A 14,336-nucleotide genomic window follows, 5' to 3' on the forward strand; every position below is an offset into this window, starting at 1 on the left:
ATGTGTATAAGAGACAGCTGTTGGCGGAGTCGGCGACAGCCGCAGGCGTACACCCGGATCAGGCCGGGCAGGTCGCCCGCACCGTTGTCTACTACGTGCTGGGGTTCACCGCCGACGAACAGTCCCGCCTGCAGTGGGACGCTGCCGGGGCCGCCGAGATCACGCCCGAGGCCGACCCGAGCGGCGCATTCGCGTTCGGGATGGGACTGCTGATCGACGGCCTGACGATGCGGGCCGGTGTAACCGTCGGTAGCCCTTCGCGGTGACCCTTCGCGCCCGGCCTCGCCGCGCCTGCGATCACCGCTTAGATCAGATACTCGTTGCGCGCGTTGCCATCCCATCGGCGCAGCCCGACAAATCGCCCGCTGATGTCAGCTCGGCCGGCGATGCGCTGAGCCCGGCCCAACTGGTCCGGCCCGACCCGGCGGGCCAGCGTGGTGTGCGCCGTCCACCGGCCCGGCGTCACGTTGGCCAACGGTCCGGGCATCAGGAGGGGTGCGCATAACCGGTACACCTGCTCGTGCAGTTCCAGCAGGGCCACCGTCGGCACCACCAGCCGTGCCAGCACCCCGTGTGAGCGGCCGAAGATCAGCGTCGCGCCAAGCGTGCAGTCCATCGGCAGTCGGTCGGCAACGGTGGCCAGCGCGGCGTCGGCCTGCGGATCGATGCGCTGGGCGACCACCAGGGTGACGTGCGGTCGCGCGGCCGGGGCCTGGCTGGGCACGCCGGCGGCGGCCAGATCGGTCCAGATCCGCCGGACCGCGGTCTCGGTGCCGGCGTCGAAGACCAGCTCGATCGAGTGCACCATCGCTACCCCGCCAGGGTGCGCACCCAGTCGGTGTCGAACGCTGCGGCACTCATGGCCGCGAACTCCGCGACGCCCAGCGCGGCGGCACCGGCCGGCAGCACCGCGCGTACCGCAGCTTGCCGGGCCAGCGCCCCGCGGTTGCTGGTGGCGGCCGGTCCGGGCTGCGCCGGCCAGCTGCCGATCACCAATCCGGCGCACGACAACCCTTGTCCGGCCAGTGATTCCAGGGTCAGTGCGGTGTGGTTGAGGGTGCCCAGTTCGGCGCCGACCACCACCAGCACGGTGGCGCCGAGGTCGACGGCCAGATCGCGCAGCGTGACGCCGTCGGCTGCCAGCTCGACGAGCAGGCCACCGGCGCCCTCCACCAGGGTCAGTCGTTCCGGGCGGTCGGCGGCCCGGATCAGCGCCGACAGCTCGGCGCGGGTCGGCAGTGTCATCCCGGCCTGCTCGGCCGCGGCCGCCGGGGCCAGCGGCGCCGGGTAGCGGGCAGCGGCGAACAGTTCGCTCACCCCCGAGAGCCGGCCGACCTCGGCCAGGTCGTCGTCGCCGTCAGCGGTGCCGGTCTGAACCGGTTTGCACACCGCCACGTCCAGCCCGGCCTGCCGGGCAGCGCCGGCCAGCGCGGCGGTCGCGATCGTCTTGCCCACGCCGGTGCCGGTACCGGTGATGACCAAGACGGTCATGACGACAAAGCGGGATGGTCGCGCAGCACGGCGCGCAGCACCCGTCGCGCCAACTCCAGATCGTCGGCGGTCAGCGAAGCCCGCGCGGTCAGCCGCAACCGGGACGTGCCCGCGGGCACGGTGGGCGGCCGGAAACAGCCCACCCGGACTCCGGCGTCCAGGCAGGCGGTCGCGGCGGCCACCGCCGTCTCCGCGTCCCCGAGAATGACCGAGACCACCGCGGATTGCGGCTGGTCGCGCAGCTCGCAGATCTGGGCCAGCACGCCGGCGTGCCGAAGCACGTCGGCGGCGCGAGACGGCTCGGCGACCAGCACATCCAGGGCGGCCGACGCCGCGCCCAGTGCCGCCGGCGCGAGTCCGGTGTCGAAGATGAACGTGCGGGCGGCGTCGATGAGGTGATCGCGAACCTCTACGGGCCCCAGCACCGCGCCGCCCTGACTGCCCAGGGCCTTGGACAACGTCGTGGTGATCACCACGTCGGGCGCGCCGGCCAGCCCGGCCTCGTGCACCAGTCCGCGGCCACCGGAGCCGCGCACCCCCAGTGCGTGCGCCTCGTCGACGATCAACAGGGCGCCGTACCGGCGGCACACCTCGTGCAGTTCGCGCAGCGGGGCCAGCGCGCCGTCGGTGCTGAACACCGACTCGGTGAGCACAACGGCGCGTTCCTCGGTCCGGCCGGCCAATGCCGCGGCGACGGCGTCCACGTCCCGGTGCTCGGTGACGACGACCCTCGCCCTCGAGAGCCGGCAGGCGTCCACCAGAGATGCGTGACAGTAGGCGTCCGACACCACCAGTGCCCCCGGCCCGGACAGGCTGACCACCGCGCCGAGATTGGCGGTGTAACCGGAGGAGAACACCAAACCCGCTGGCGCACCGACGAAGTCGGCAAGATCCTGTTCGAACTGCTGATGCAGTTCGGTATTGCCGGTCACCAGACGCGATCCCCCGGCGCCGCCGCCCCAGGTCTGCAGCGCCTCGACACCGCCGGCGATGACGGCCGGGTGGGTCGCCAGGCCGAGGTAGTCGTTGGACGCCAGGTCCAGTTCGGTGGCGACCACAGGCCGCACCCGCAGTGAACGTCGCAGACCGGCCTGTCGACGCCGCTGCTCCACCTCGGCCAGCCAGGCCAGTGGCGACACATCGGTGCGGGTCACGCGGCTCTCCCTGTGCGGTCTCGAGACGACTTGAACACTGTTCAGGCTAAGGCATGCACCGCGTCGACCATCGCGCCGCCGATCCGGGCGATCTCCTCGGGGCTACAGATGTAGGGCGGCATCGCGTAGACCAGGTTGCGGAAGGGGCGCAGCCACACGCCGTGCGCCAGTGCCGCTCGAGTCGCAACGGCCATGTCCACCGGTTCCCGGCATTCGATGACTCCGATCGCGCCGCAGACCCGGACGTCAGCGACTCCGGGCAGGTCACGTGCGGGTTGTAGGGCAGCGGTCAGCCCGGCGCCGATCCCGGCGACCGATGCACGCCAGTCCTGGCGCAGCAACAGTTCGGTGCTGGCGACCGAGACCGCGCAGGCCAGCGGGTTCGCCATGAAGGTCGGCCCGTGCATCAGTGCGCCGGCCTCCCCGCCGCTGATCGTGTGGGCGATCTCGGTGCTGCACAACGTGGCGGCCAGGCTGAGGTAACCGCCGGTCATGGCCTTGCCGACACACATGATGTCGGGGGTCACGCCCGCGTGATCGGCGGCGAAGAGCTCACCGGTGCGGCCGAAGCCGGTGGCGATCTCGTCGAAGATCAGCAGTACGCCGTGGCGGGTGCAGGCGTCGCGCAGGTCCACCAGGTAGCGCGGGTCGTGGAAGCGCATACCGCCGGCGCCCTGTACCACCGGCTCCACGATCACGGCAGCCACCTCGTCGCGGTGCTGCTCCAGCTGGGCCTCGAACGCGGCGCTGTAGGCCGGGTCGTAGTCGCGGGGCACCTGCGGGGCGAACAGCTGGGCCACCAAGACATCGCGCCACAGCGAGTGCATGCCGCCGTCGGGGTCGCAGACGCTCATCGGAGTGAAGGTGTCGCCGTGGTAGCCGCCGCGCCAGGTCATCAGCCGGTGTTTGGCGCCGCGGCCGCGAGCGCGCCAGTACTGCAGCGCCATCTTGACCGCGACCTCCACCGACACCGACCCCGAGTCGGAGAAGAACACCGTGTCCAGCCCGGCCGGGGTGATGTCCACCAGCAGCTCGGCTAGCCGAGCGGCGGGTTCGTGGGTGAGCCCGCCGAACATGACGTGGCTCATGGTGCCTACCTGCGCGGTGAGCGCGGCGTCCAGTTCGGGGTGGCCGTGGCCGTGGATCGCAGTCCACCACGAGCTCATCGCGTCGAGTACGTCGAGAGGTGCCTCGTCGACGACCAGAGTCAGGTAGGCGCCCCGGGCGGCCAGCGCCACCGTCGGCGCCAGAGATTCGGCGCCGATTGTGCTGTACGGGTGCCACAGGTGTGCGGCGTCGATGGCGCTGATCTGGTCGGGAGTCAACGCGGACATGCCTGACGACAGTAGTGGCCGCCGGCATAACCGTTGGGTCACAGGTTGCGCAATTTCTCTTCCGCGGCGGCTGATGGGGCGTAAACGCCGGTAGTCTCTGTGACAGAAGTGACGAGTGATACTGCCGTGAATATCGGCCGAGAAGGGGGTTGCTCCTATGAAACGCGTCTGCGCTACCGCGATCGCATTGGCGGCGGCCCTGGCTCCGGCGCTGAATGCCGCGCCCGCCTACGCCGACCCGCTGTCTCAGACCGGTCAGAACCAGCTCGTCGAGCGGGTGATCCAGCGAGCGCTCTCGCAGCGCGGCGTGCCCTTCGTCTACGGCGGCGGTGACGTCAACGGGCCCACCAACAGCGCGCGGGCCCGCGCTGCCACCACCCGCAGCTCATTGACCGACATCACCGGCCGCGCCGGCGTCCCGAGCACCCCCAGCAATCCGCTGCTGCCGGGAAGCGTCACCCCGGGTCTGCCGGGCACGTCGCTGGCACCCACCGAGGACATTCCGGACACCACCACCGTCGGTTTCGACGCATCCGGCCTGATCCAGTACGCGTTCGCCGGCGCCGGCATCAGAATGCCGCGCACCTCCGGCGAGCAGTGCAGCGTCGGCCAGAAGGTCCCGCCCGCCCAGGCCCGCCCCGGTGATCTGCTGTGCTACGGCCCGGGCGGGACGCAGAGCGTTGCCCTCTACCTGGGCAACAACCAGATGATCGAGGGCACCAGCCCCGCGGTCGCGGTCTCGCCGGCGCGCACCTCCAACATGGTCCCCTACCTGACCCGAGTGATCGGCTCCTGACCGACTCGGCCGACGTCACAACGCGCAGAATGCGGTTTCTCCAGGCAGGTTAGGTAGATTGTCGGGCGATCATGATTGCCCTGTCCCCGCCTCGACCGGCAGTAACACCTGTTGCAGAGCCCGCATCCGGCTCGGTTCCGACCCGCGGGTCGGCCACCGTGATGGGCACCCGCAAGGAGGGCTTTTACCGCCACGATCTGGACGGTCTGCGGGGCGTCGCGATCGCGTTGGTGGCGGTGTTCCATGTCTGGTTCGGGCGAGTCTCCGGCGGGGTCGACGTCTTCCTGGCGCTCTCGGGCTTCTTCTTCGGCGGCAAGCTGCTGCGGGTCGCGCTGAACCCGGCCTCGTCACTGTCACCGCTCCCCGACCTGAGCCGGCTGGTCCGCCGCCTGCTGCCCGCACTGGTGGTGGTGCTGGCCGCCTGCGCGCTGCTGACGATCTTGATCCAGCCGCAGACCCGCTGGGAGACGTTCGCCGACCAGAGCCTGGCCAGCCTCGGCTACTACCAGAACTGGGAGCTGGCCCGCAGCGCCGCCGACTACCTGCAGGCCGGTGAGGCCGTCAGCCCCCTGCAGCACATCTGGTCGATGTCGGTACAGGGCCAGTTCTACCTGAGCTTCCTGCTGCTGGTCTTCGGCCTCGCCTTCCTGCTCCGGCGCATACTCGGCAAGCACCTTCGGGTCGCGTTCGTCGTGCTGCTCACGGCGCTGACGGTGGCCTCTTTCTGGTATGCGATCGTCGCGCACCAGGCCAATCAGTCACTGGCCTACTACAACAGCTTCGCCCGCGCCTGGGAGCTGTTGATCGGCGCGCTGGTCGGCGCGCTGGTCCCCTACATCCGCTGGCCGATGTGGCTGCGGACCGCCGTCGGCACGGTGGCGCTGGCGGCCATCCTGAGCTGCGGGGCCCTCATCGAGGGCGTGCGGGAGTTCCCCGGACCGTGGGCGCTGGTGCCGGTCGGAGCCACGGTGGCGTTCATCCTGGCCGGGGCCAACCGGCAAGCCCTCCCGAGCACCAGTGCGAAACTGCCGTGGCCCAACCGGTGGCTGGCGGCGGCGCCGCTGGTCACCCTCGGCTCGATGGCCTACTCGTTGTACCTGTGGCACTGGCCGTTGCTGATCTTCTGGCTGTCCTACAGCGGGCACCGGCACGCAAGCCTGCTGGACGGCGCGGTGATCCTGGCGGTCTCCGGCGTACTGGCCTACCTGACCACCCGATTCGTCGAAGATCCGCTGCGCTCCCGCAAGCCGGCCGGCCAGCCCGCCGCGCCGGTGCTGCGCCCGCGGTGGCGCAAGCCCACGGCCGGCTGGTGGCGACGTCCGACGTCGGTGTTGGGCTCGACCGTGGTGTTGCTGGGGGTGGCGCTGACGGCGACGTCATTCTCCTGGCGCGAACATGTCACCGTGCAACGCGCCAGCGGGACCGAGCTGGTCAAGCTGAGCAAGGACGACTACCCCGGCGCCCGCGCGCTGCTCAAGCACAAGCGGGTCCCCAAACTCCGGATGCGGCCGACCATCCTGGAGGCCAAGAAGGACCTGCCGGTGTCCACCCGGGAAGGCTGCATCAGCAACTTCACCAACCCGGACCTGATCAACTGCACCTACGGCGACCACGAGGCGACCCGGACTGTCGCGCTGGCCGGCGGGTCGCACGCTGAACACTGGCTGCCTGCGCTGGACATCCTCGGCCAGCGGCACCACTTCAAGGTGGTGACCTACCTCAAGATGGGCTGCCCGCTGTCCACCGAGAAGGTCCCGCTGATCATGGGCAACAACGCCCCCTACCCGCAGTGCTACCAGTGGGTGGGCAAGACGATGGAAAAACTGATCGCCGACCGCCCGGACTTCGTGTTCACCACCGCCACCCGGCCGTGGAACATCAAACCGGGCGACGTGATGCCGGGAACCTACATCGGGATCTGGAAGCAGCTGTCGGACAACAACATCCCCATCCTGGGGGTCCGCGACACCCCGTGGCTGGTGCGTGACGGCGACCCGTTCCAGCCCGCGGACTGCCTGGCCTCCGGCGGCGACGCGGAGTCCTGCGGCATCAAACGCTCTGAAGTGCTTGTCGAGCGCAACCCCACCCTGGACTTCGTCAAGAAATTCCCGCTGCTCAAGCCGTTAGACCTGTCCGACGCGGTCTGCGACAAAGAGATCTGCCGCGCGGTCGAGGGGAATGTGCTGATCTATCACGACTCTCACCACCTGTCGGCAACCTACATGCGCACCATGACCGGAGAACTCGGACGTCAGATGGGCGCCGCCACCGGCTGGTGGTGAACCCGGCCATGCTCGGCGGCGAATGCCGGAAAAGCGGATAAGGTCAAGCGGTGTCGTCGGCTGAGTCGGGCCCAGAGCCCACACCGGAGCCGTCCGCGCCCACGGTCTGGCCCGGAAACAGTTATCCGCTGGGCGCGGTATACGACGGGGCCGGCACCAACTTCGCGGTGTTCTCCGAAGTGGCCGAGCGTGTGGAACTCTGCCTGATCGACGACAGCGACCACACCGAGGCCCGGATCGGTCTCGATGAGGTGGACGGCTACGTCTGGCATGCCTACCTGCCCGGCGTCGGGCCCGGCCAGCACTACGGCTTCCGGGTGCACGGACCGTTCAACCCCGCCGCGGGCCAGCGCTGCGATCCCAGCAAGCTGCTGCTGGACCCGTACGGCAAGGCCTTTCACGGCGCCTTCGAGTTCGGTCCAGAACTGTTCTCCTACGACCTGGCCGATCCCGACAACGGCGCTGCGCCCGCCGCGCTCGACTCGCTGGGTCACACCATGACCAGCGTGGTGATCAACCCCTACTTCGACTGGGCGGCCGACCGGTCACCGCGCACGCCGTACCACCAGACGCTCATCTACGAGGCGCATGTCAAGGGTATGACCGCGACCCATCCGGGCATTCCGGCCGAGCTGCGCGGCACCTATGCCGGGCTGGCGCATCCGGTGATCATCGACCACCTCAAGTCGCTGAACGCCACGGCCATCGAGCTGATGCCGGTCCACCAGTTCCTGCACGATCAGCGGCTGCTGCAGCTGGGGCTGCGAAACTACTGGGGGTACAACACCTTCGGCTTCTTCGCGCCGCACAACGAGTACGCGGCCAACCGCCAGGCCGGCGGTGCGGTGGCAGAGTTCAAAGCCATGGTGCGCGCGTTCCACCAGGCCGGCATCGAGGTGATCCTCGATGTGGTCTACAACCACACCGCCGAAGGCAACCACCTCGGCCCGACGCTGAACTTCCGCGGAATCGACAACGCCGCTTACTACCGGCTCGACGAGGACGACCTGCGGCACTACACCGACTACACCGGCACCGGCAACAGCCTCAACGCCCGTCACCCCCACACCCTGCAGCTGATCATGGACTCGTTGCGCTACTGGGTGACTGAGATGCACGTCGACGGTTTCCGCTTCGACCTGGCCTCCACGCTGGCCCGGGAGTTGCATGACGTCGATCGGCTGTCGGCCTTCTTCGACCTGGTGCAACAGGACCCGGTGGTCAGCCAGGTGAAGCTGATCGCCGAGCCCTGGGACGTCGGCGAGGGCGGCTACCAGGTGGGCAACTTCCCCGGGCTGTGGACGGAATGGAACGGCAAGTACCGCGACACGGTGCGTGACTACTGGCGCGGCGAGCCGGAAACCCTCGGTGAGTTCGCCTCTCGCCTGACCGGCTCCTCGGACCTCTACGAGGCGACCGGGCGGCGTCCCAGCGCGAGTATCAACTTCGTCACCTGCCACGACGGTTTCACGTTGGCGGATCTGGTGTCTTACAACGAGAAACACAACGAAGCCAACGGCGAGGACAACCGGGACGGCGAGAGTTACAACCGGTCGTGGAACTGCGGTGTGGAGGGCCCGACCGACGACCCCGCGATCCTGGCGTTGCGGGCCCACCAGGCCCGCAACATCATGGCCACCCTGCTGATCAGCCAGGGCACCCCGATGATCTTGCACGGCGACGAGATGGGCCGCTCCCAGCGCGGCAACAACAATGTCTACTGCCAGGACTCCGAGCTGTCCTGGATGGACTGGACCTTGGCCGAACGCAACGCCGACCAACTCGCGTTCACCCGGGCCATGACCGCGTTGCGCACCGCGCACCCGGTGTTCCGGCGGCGCCGGTTCTTCGAGGGCAGACCGCTCTGCGGCGGCGACGAGGTGCATGACATCGCCTGGTTGACCCCGGCCGGCCAAGAGATGACCCAGCAGGATTGGGGCAGCGAATTCGGCAGGTGCGTCATGGTTTTCCTCAACGGCGAGGCACTGCCGGAGCCGGATCTGCGCGGGCAGCGGATCATCGACGACTCCTTTCTGCTGTGCTTCAACGCCGGTGAGACACCGGTCGAATTCGTGACCCCCAATACCGACTACGCGCATGTCTGGACCGCGGTGATCGACACCGCGGACCCGGCAGGCAGAACTGAGTTGGTGGTCGACGCCGGCCAGGCCGTGACGGTGACGGGACGTTCGCTGACCATCTTGTGCAAGAGCCGGTGAGCTAGGCCGCCCGGCGCCCGAAATAGCGGATACCGGCCAACTGTGGGATGCGGTAGGGGCTGCGGATGCGACGCGTCGCCGCTGCGCGCCCGCGCAGGTGATAGCGGCTGAGTTCGCGTCGCACCGAGGGCGCCAGCAGCGGCCCCAACACCGCACCGGCGCCGAGCGCCAGCGCCAGCCCGGCCGCCATCCCGAGTGAGGCTCCGGCGTTGGGTTGCCCGTTGACCAGTTGTACGAAGCCCCGGAACAGGGTCAGCCCGGGAACCAGCGGGATGATGCCCGCCATGATGATGACCAACGGCGTGACCCGAAGCCGGGGCGCCAGCAGGGTGCCGACCAGCCCGGTCGCCGCGGCGGCCGCGAACGAGCTCACGATCGCGTTGGTCTGCAGCAGTTGCAGCCCGAAGAACAGCAGCGTGGCGGTCGCCCCGGCAAGGCCGGCCGCCAGTGCCGCCTTGAGCTGCGCATAGCCCGCAATCGCAGCGGCGGCCGCGCCGGTGGCGCCCGCCAGTAGATAGACCGGCACGCTCAGTGCTGCCACCGGCATCTCTGGGCTCACCCGGACTTGCGCTCCGAAAACCCCGCCGATCTGCACCGCGATCGAGACGCCGACCAGGATTCCGACCGACAAGAGCAGGATGTCCATCCCCCTCGAGACAGCCGTGAGTTGGTAGCCGGTGATGGCATCCTGCACCGAACCTACGGTGGCCAGCCCGGATAACAGCACCACGATGTTGGCGGCCACCACCGGTGATACCGGGGTGCCGGCCGGCAGCCAGCCGACGGCGTGCAGGCCGATGGCGACCCCGGTGGCCACGGCGGCGGCGACGACCTGCTGGAAGAGCAGTGGCAGTTGCCAGCCGTTGAGCACGCGGCCGATCCGGTCGATCAGGGCGGTGGTGACCGCAGATATCAGCGCGACCAGCGGCCCGGCACCGATCAGTACGGCGAAGCCGCCGGCCATCACCGCCCAACCGGCGGTGGCCACCCAGCGGGGATAGGGGTGATCGGCCCGGGTCACGATGTCCAGCTGCTGTTGCACCCACTCGGGATCCGGCGTCGTGTTCACCACGTGCTCGGCCAGATCGGTGGCCAGCTGCAGCCGCGTGTAGTCCAGTGAGCGCGACTGCACCAGATACATCGCGGTGACCGGGGCGCCCGGCACCCCGCGGGGCACTGAGACCCGGATCGAGTTGGCCATGATGTCCACCTGGGTCTGCGGCAGTCCGTAGGCGGTGGCGATGGCCAACATGCTTGAGGCGACGTCGGCGGTTCCGGCCTGTGATCCCAGCAGCAGCTGCCCGAATCGCAGGGCGATATCGAGCACCCGGCGGACGTCGGTTTCATCCATGCGCATTGTCTCCGATGACACCATCACGGTCGGCTACCCGTTCGGTGCCCGGAGCTCACCTGCTGCGCTGAATCCGCGCTGCTACAGCAGGTAGCGGTAGGCGGGCGAGCCGGGTTCCAGTGGCTCGACGTGGATCTCCGAGGTACGCATGCGGTCCAGCAGTCCCTCGAGGTCGGCAGCCGAGCCCAGTTGCACACCGACCAGGGCCTCGCCGGTCTCGCGGTTATTGCGCTTGACGTACTCGAACAGCGTGACGTCGTCGCCGGGCCCGAGAACCTCGTCGAGGAAGCGCCGCAAAGCGCCCGGTTCCTGCGGGAAGTCGACCAGGAAGTAGTGCTTGAGGCCCAGGTGCACCAGCGAGCGCTCCAGGATCTCGCCGTAGCGGGACACGTCGTTGTTGCCGCCGGAGATGAGGCACACCACCGTGGACCCCGGGGCCAGCATGCCGGAGTCGACCTCCAGCAGCGCGGCCACCGACAGGGCGCCCGCCGGCTCGGCGATGATCCCCTCGTTCTGGTACAGGTCGAGCATCGCGGTGCACACCGCACCTTCGTCGACGGTGGTCACCGACACCATGTCGCCGGCCCCGGACAGCACCGCAAACGGCAGAGCCCCGGCGCGCCGGACAGCGGCACCGTCGACGAACTGGTCGACGTGGTCGAGGCTCACCAGCTCCCCTGCCGCCAACGCGGCCATCATCGATGCGGCCCCGGCCGGCTCGACGCCCAGCACGGCACTCCTGGTGGTCCGCTCGGCCAGATAGGTGGTGATGCCCGAGATGCAGCCGCCACCGCCGACCGGCACCACTACCAGGTCCGGCTCGGTGTCGAGCTGGTCGAGCAGTTCCACCGCGATGGTGCCCTGGCCCGCCATAGTCCGCAGGTCGTCGTAGGGCGGCACCAGCGTCGCACCGGTGCGGGCGACATCGGCCAATGCCGCCTCCGCGGCCAGGTCGTAGGTCGCGCCGCCGACGATCAGCTCGATGAACTCGCCGCCGTGGTAGCGGATGCGGTCGCGCTTCTGCTTCGGTGTCTTGGCCGGCACATAGACCCGGCCGTGGACCCCGAGCGATCGGCAGGCGTAGGCGAATCCCTGCGCGTGATTACCGGCCGACGAGCACACCACACCTGCCGCGAGCTCGGCGTCGCTGAGCTGGACCAGCAGGTTGTAAGCGCCCCGCAGCTTGTAGGAGCGCACCGACTGCAGGTCTTCCCGCTTGAGATAGACGTTGGCGCCGGTCTGCGCGGAGAGCCGGTCGCTGTACTGCAGCGGGGTGGGCGCCACCACGCCGGCGATTCGCTTGGCCGCCGCGTCAATGTCGGCCGCGGTCAACGGGCCCTTCGACGGGCCCTGTGCGGGGCCGGGATGGGAGCCACTTCGGTTCTGGCGCAGTTCGGCGGACACCGCAATATGGTGTCACCCAGCAGGGGGTTCAGCCCACCGGGGTCAGGACGAACACCGGGATCTGACGATCGGTCTTCTCCTGATACTCGGCGTAATAGGGGAACGCGTCGACCGCGCGTTCCCACCACTGCGCCTTTTCCTCGCCGAATACCTCGCGGGCGTCGTAGTCGCCGCTTACGGGTCCGTCTTGCAGCTCGACACGCGGGTTCGCCGCGACGTTGTAGTACCAGACCGGGTTCTGCGGGGCGCCGCCCAGCGACGCGACAATCGCGTACTGACCGTTGTGTTCCACCCGCATCAGCGGGACCTTGCGCAGCTTGCCGGTTTTGGCGCCGACCGTGGTCAACAGCACGACCGGTTTGCCCTTCATCTCGATGCCCTCGGTGCCACCGGACTCCATGTACTTCTCGGCGTTCTCGCGTGACCAATCCAACGGGCTGGGTGCATATTCTCCGCTCAGAGGCATGCAGCCAGCGTAATACCGTGTCACGACATAACAATCCGGCGAGCAGATTTCGGCTGGCCTAACAATTGATTATCACGTACCGTTAAATCCATGACCACCGCCCAGCGCTTCGGGCAGCACGTGCCCATCGCCGGTGTGCCGTGGCCGGCCTACAAGTTGGTCGCGCTGGCCATCGGCTTGGTCACCCTGCTGATCGTCGGTGCCGTGACCTCCAGCGCCGCGGCCGCGGTTCTGACCGCTGCGGGCGCCTGCAGCGCGGTGTGGGTCGTCTTGGGTTCGCGACACCCCTCGCGGCGCTGACCGCGGCTATTCGGGTTCGGCAGCCGGGCCGTCATAGATCAGCACCGCGCCGGCTACGCGTGCTTCGGCGGTCGGCCGGTGGTCGCGCAGCTTGCCGTCGTGCATCAGGTGCCGTACCTCGGTTCCGCGGACCAGGGTGAGGTAGTCGGCGATCAGCCTGCGATGACATCTCCACCAGACGGTCTCGGCGCACATCACCGCAACCTGTTGATCCGCCGCTTCGGCCAGCAACTCATCGATTCCGGCCCGGAAGTCCTCGCTGCGCATGTAGCCCGCGTAGGACCGAAACGAGTCATTGCGCAACCCGACGTCGGGGCTCTCCCCCTTGGTCCGCCGCCAGCCGCCCAGTCGTGGCTCCCACCGATAGCCGATACCGGCTGCCGGCAGCCAACGCTGCATCTCCTCGCGCGCGGAGTCCGGGTTGCGCCGGCTTCCCGGGGCGCTGCGTACGTCGATGAGGCCTTGCACACCGGCACCTGTCAGCAGCGCGGTGATCTCGGCCCGGTCCGCGGTGCCGTGGCCGAAGGTGAAAACCATTGGCGGCGTAGCGTTCTCCTGTCTGAAAGACGCCGAGGAGATCGAAAGCCTCTACGCCAGCGTCTGCGTATCGCCGACGGTGCATAAGGTGGCCGCCAGCGATGTCTGCGTCATCTGTTCCTCCTGCTCACGGTCGCCTCAGCGGCGACTGACTCGTTCCAGATATGCCATCGCCGATGCCTGCGACTCGGGATCGTGCACCGCGGTGACCAGTGCGTCGGCGTCGTTCCAGCTGCGTGTGGTCCCCACCATGCCGTCGGTCACCGCGTTGACCTGACGTTTGGTGCCGCCCAGCGTGAGCGCGGATTTGTTGACCAGCTGGCCTACCAGTTCGTCGACCGCCGCGCCGAGGTCTGCCTCGGGTACCACCCGGTTGAGAAAACCGATCGCCTTGGCCTCGGCGGCGTCGAACGGGCGGCAGGTCAAGACGAGTTCCTTGGTGAGCGCCGGCCCGATCTCGCGGACCAGTCGCGGGATACCGCCCCAGGCCAGCGGAATTCCCAGGTCGACTTCTGGAATCGAGAATCGGGTGTCCTCGGCGGCCACCCGCAGATCGCACGCCGCGGCCAGCACGACGCCGCCGCCCACACAGTGGCCGTGCAGCCGCGCCACCGTCACCGCCCGCATGGCTTCGATGGCATCGGCCATCCGCCTCCCGGCGTCGGCGGCGTCCCGCAGGGCTGCGGTTCCACCGCCGGCGGCGACGAACGCGCCCAGGTCGGCGCCGGCGGAGAACGCCCGGCCGCTGCCGGCCACCACCACGACTTTCACCGCGGGGCGGGCGTCGAACCAGCGGGCCGCCGCCACCAACTCGTTGAGCGTCACCGTGCTCAGCGGGTTGAGCTTGTCCGGACGACTCAACGTGATGGAACCGAGCGCACCGTCGGCCGCGACCGCGATGGTCGTTGCCGGCAGAGTTTCCGTGGCGCCTTCCATGGCGTCGACGTTAGTGGCGCCGCCGCGGCCTAGGCGCGGGATTGCCGTTACGGGCCGCTACCGCCG

At 68.9% G+C, this 14,336-nt stretch carries 13 protein-coding genes and 1 pseudogene; 5 read left to right on the plus strand and 9 right to left on the minus strand.

The features are described from left to right. A pseudogene (locus tag LI94_RS01860) lies at positions 1-266 on the plus strand (hypothetical protein); the annotation flags it as partial. Positions 267-304: 38 nt separating this feature from the next. Here LI94_RS01860 and LI94_RS01865 read toward each other — a convergent pair. The 4 genes from LI94_RS01865 to LI94_RS01880 are packed head-to-tail and all read right to left on the minus strand — an operon-like array spanning position 305 to position 3,979. Next, positions 305-808, minus strand: a complete 504-nt coding sequence (locus LI94_RS01865) for a 2'-5' RNA ligase family protein (RefSeq protein WP_024443121.1) — start codon at positions 806-808, stop codon at positions 305-307. Between the two features lie 2 nt (positions 809-810). After that, the gene (bioD, locus tag LI94_RS01870) at positions 811-1,491 is read right to left on the minus strand and encodes a dethiobiotin synthase (protein ID WP_024443122.1); all 681 of its coding nucleotides are present in this window, start codon (positions 1,489-1,491) and stop codon (positions 811-813) included. Beyond that, the gene (locus LI94_RS01875; RefSeq protein ID WP_046300120.1) at positions 1,488-2,645 is read right to left on the minus strand and encodes an 8-amino-7-oxononanoate synthase; all 1,158 of its coding nucleotides are present in this window, start codon (positions 2,643-2,645) and stop codon (positions 1,488-1,490) included. The genes bioD and LI94_RS01875 overlap by 4 nt, the downstream gene beginning before the upstream one ends. Before the next feature lie 41 nt (positions 2,646-2,686). Continuing rightward, positions 2,687-3,979, minus strand: a complete 1,293-nt coding sequence (locus tag LI94_RS01880) for an adenosylmethionine--8-amino-7-oxononanoate transaminase (RefSeq protein ID WP_152664727.1) — start codon at positions 3,977-3,979, stop codon at positions 2,687-2,689. A 157-nt stretch (positions 3,980-4,136) separates the two neighbouring features. On the opposite strand from LI94_RS01880, the gene ripD reads away from it, so the two are divergent. The 3 genes from ripD (at position 4,137) to glgX (ending at position 9,276) form a co-directional block, all read left to right on the plus strand. Then, positions 4,137-4,775: an NlpC/P60 family peptidoglycan-binding protein RipD gene (gene ripD, locus LI94_RS01885; protein WP_024443125.1), complete on the plus strand. Its 639-nt coding sequence runs from the start codon at positions 4,137-4,139 to the stop codon at positions 4,773-4,775. 71 nt (positions 4,776-4,846) lie between these two features. After that, positions 4,847-7,057, plus strand: coding sequence for an acyltransferase family protein (locus LI94_RS01890; protein ID WP_024443126.1), 2,211 nt, complete (start codon positions 4,847-4,849; stop codon positions 7,055-7,057). A gap of 50 nt (positions 7,058-7,107) precedes the next feature. Further along, the gene (gene glgX / locus LI94_RS01895; RefSeq protein WP_046300121.1) at positions 7,108-9,276 is read left to right on the plus strand and encodes a glycogen debranching protein GlgX; all 2,169 of its coding nucleotides are present in this window, start codon (positions 7,108-7,110) and stop codon (positions 9,274-9,276) included. A 1-nt stretch (position 9,277) separates the two neighbouring features. Here the strand turns inward: glgX and LI94_RS01900 are convergent, their stop codons facing one another. From LI94_RS01900 to LI94_RS01910, 3 genes are all read right to left on the minus strand, one after another. Continuing rightward, positions 9,278-10,627 (minus strand): threonine/serine exporter family protein, encoded by a 1,350-nt coding sequence (locus LI94_RS01900; protein WP_046300140.1) that lies wholly within the window; start codon positions 10,625-10,627, stop codon positions 9,278-9,280. An 81-nt stretch (positions 10,628-10,708) separates the two neighbouring features. Further along, positions 10,709-11,959, minus strand: a complete 1,251-nt coding sequence (ilvA, locus tag LI94_RS01905; RefSeq protein ID WP_192830890.1) for a threonine ammonia-lyase IlvA — start codon at positions 11,957-11,959, stop codon at positions 10,709-10,711. Positions 11,960-12,059: 100 nt separating this feature from the next. Beyond that, positions 12,060-12,497: a nitroreductase family deazaflavin-dependent oxidoreductase gene (locus tag LI94_RS01910; RefSeq protein ID WP_024443130.1), complete on the minus strand. Its 438-nt coding sequence runs from the start codon at positions 12,495-12,497 to the stop codon at positions 12,060-12,062. Between the two features lie 90 nt (positions 12,498-12,587). Here LI94_RS01910 and LI94_RS01915 point away from each other — a divergent pair, with 90 nt between their 5' ends. Then, positions 12,588-12,797 (plus strand): hypothetical protein, encoded by a 210-nt coding sequence (locus LI94_RS01915; protein WP_024443131.1) that lies wholly within the window; start codon positions 12,588-12,590, stop codon positions 12,795-12,797. A 6-nt stretch (positions 12,798-12,803) separates the two neighbouring features. On the opposite strand, the gene LI94_RS01920 is transcribed toward LI94_RS01915, so the two are convergent. Together LI94_RS01920 and LI94_RS01925 are read right to left on the minus strand one after the other, a co-directional pair. Next, positions 12,804-13,334: a DUF488 domain-containing protein gene (locus LI94_RS01920; protein WP_046300122.1), complete on the minus strand. Its 531-nt coding sequence runs from the start codon at positions 13,332-13,334 to the stop codon at positions 12,804-12,806. Positions 13,335-13,472: 138 nt separating this feature from the next. Next, positions 13,473-14,270 (minus strand): enoyl-CoA hydratase/isomerase family protein, encoded by a 798-nt coding sequence (locus tag LI94_RS01925; protein WP_046300123.1) that lies wholly within the window; start codon positions 14,268-14,270, stop codon positions 13,473-13,475. Positions 14,271-14,336 lie beyond the last annotated feature (66 nt).

Origin of the sequence: Mycobacterium sp. UM_Kg27 (assembly GCF_000972905.1) — a bacterium.
In the GTDB taxonomy this organism is placed as follows: domain Bacteria; phylum Actinomycetota; class Actinomycetes; order Mycobacteriales; family Mycobacteriaceae; genus Mycobacterium.

Bases quoted from the DNA above. Each gene is read 5' to 3' on its own strand.
- LI94_RS01865 (WP_024443121.1), bottom strand. From the start codon at position 808: ATGGTGCACTCGATCGAGCTGGTCTTCGACGCCGGCACCGAGACCGCG.
- bioD (WP_024443122.1), bottom strand. From the start codon at position 1,491: ATGACCGTCTTGGTCATCACCGGTACCGGCACCGGCGTGGGCAAGACG.
- LI94_RS01880 (WP_152664727.1), bottom strand. From the start codon at position 3,979: ATGTCCGCGTTGACTCCCGACCAGATCAGCGCCATCGACGCCGCACAC.
- ripD (WP_024443125.1), top strand. From the start codon at position 4,137: ATGAAACGCGTCTGCGCTACCGCGATCGCATTGGCGGCGGCCCTGGCT.
- LI94_RS01890 (WP_024443126.1), top strand. From the start codon at position 4,847: ATGATTGCCCTGTCCCCGCCTCGACCGGCAGTAACACCTGTTGCAGAG.
- LI94_RS01900 (WP_046300140.1), bottom strand. From the start codon at position 10,627: ATGGATGAAACCGACGTCCGCCGGGTGCTCGATATCGCCCTGCGATTC.
- LI94_RS01910 (WP_024443130.1), bottom strand. From the start codon at position 12,497: ATGCCTCTGAGCGGAGAATATGCACCCAGCCCGTTGGATTGGTCACGC.
- LI94_RS01915 (WP_024443131.1), top strand. From the start codon at position 12,588: ATGACCACCGCCCAGCGCTTCGGGCAGCACGTGCCCATCGCCGGTGTG.
- LI94_RS01920 (WP_046300122.1), bottom strand. From the start codon at position 13,334: ATGGTTTTCACCTTCGGCCACGGCACCGCGGACCGGGCCGAGATCACC.
- LI94_RS01925 (WP_046300123.1), bottom strand. From the start codon at position 14,270: ATGGAAGGCGCCACGGAAACTCTGCCGGCAACGACCATCGCGGTCGCG.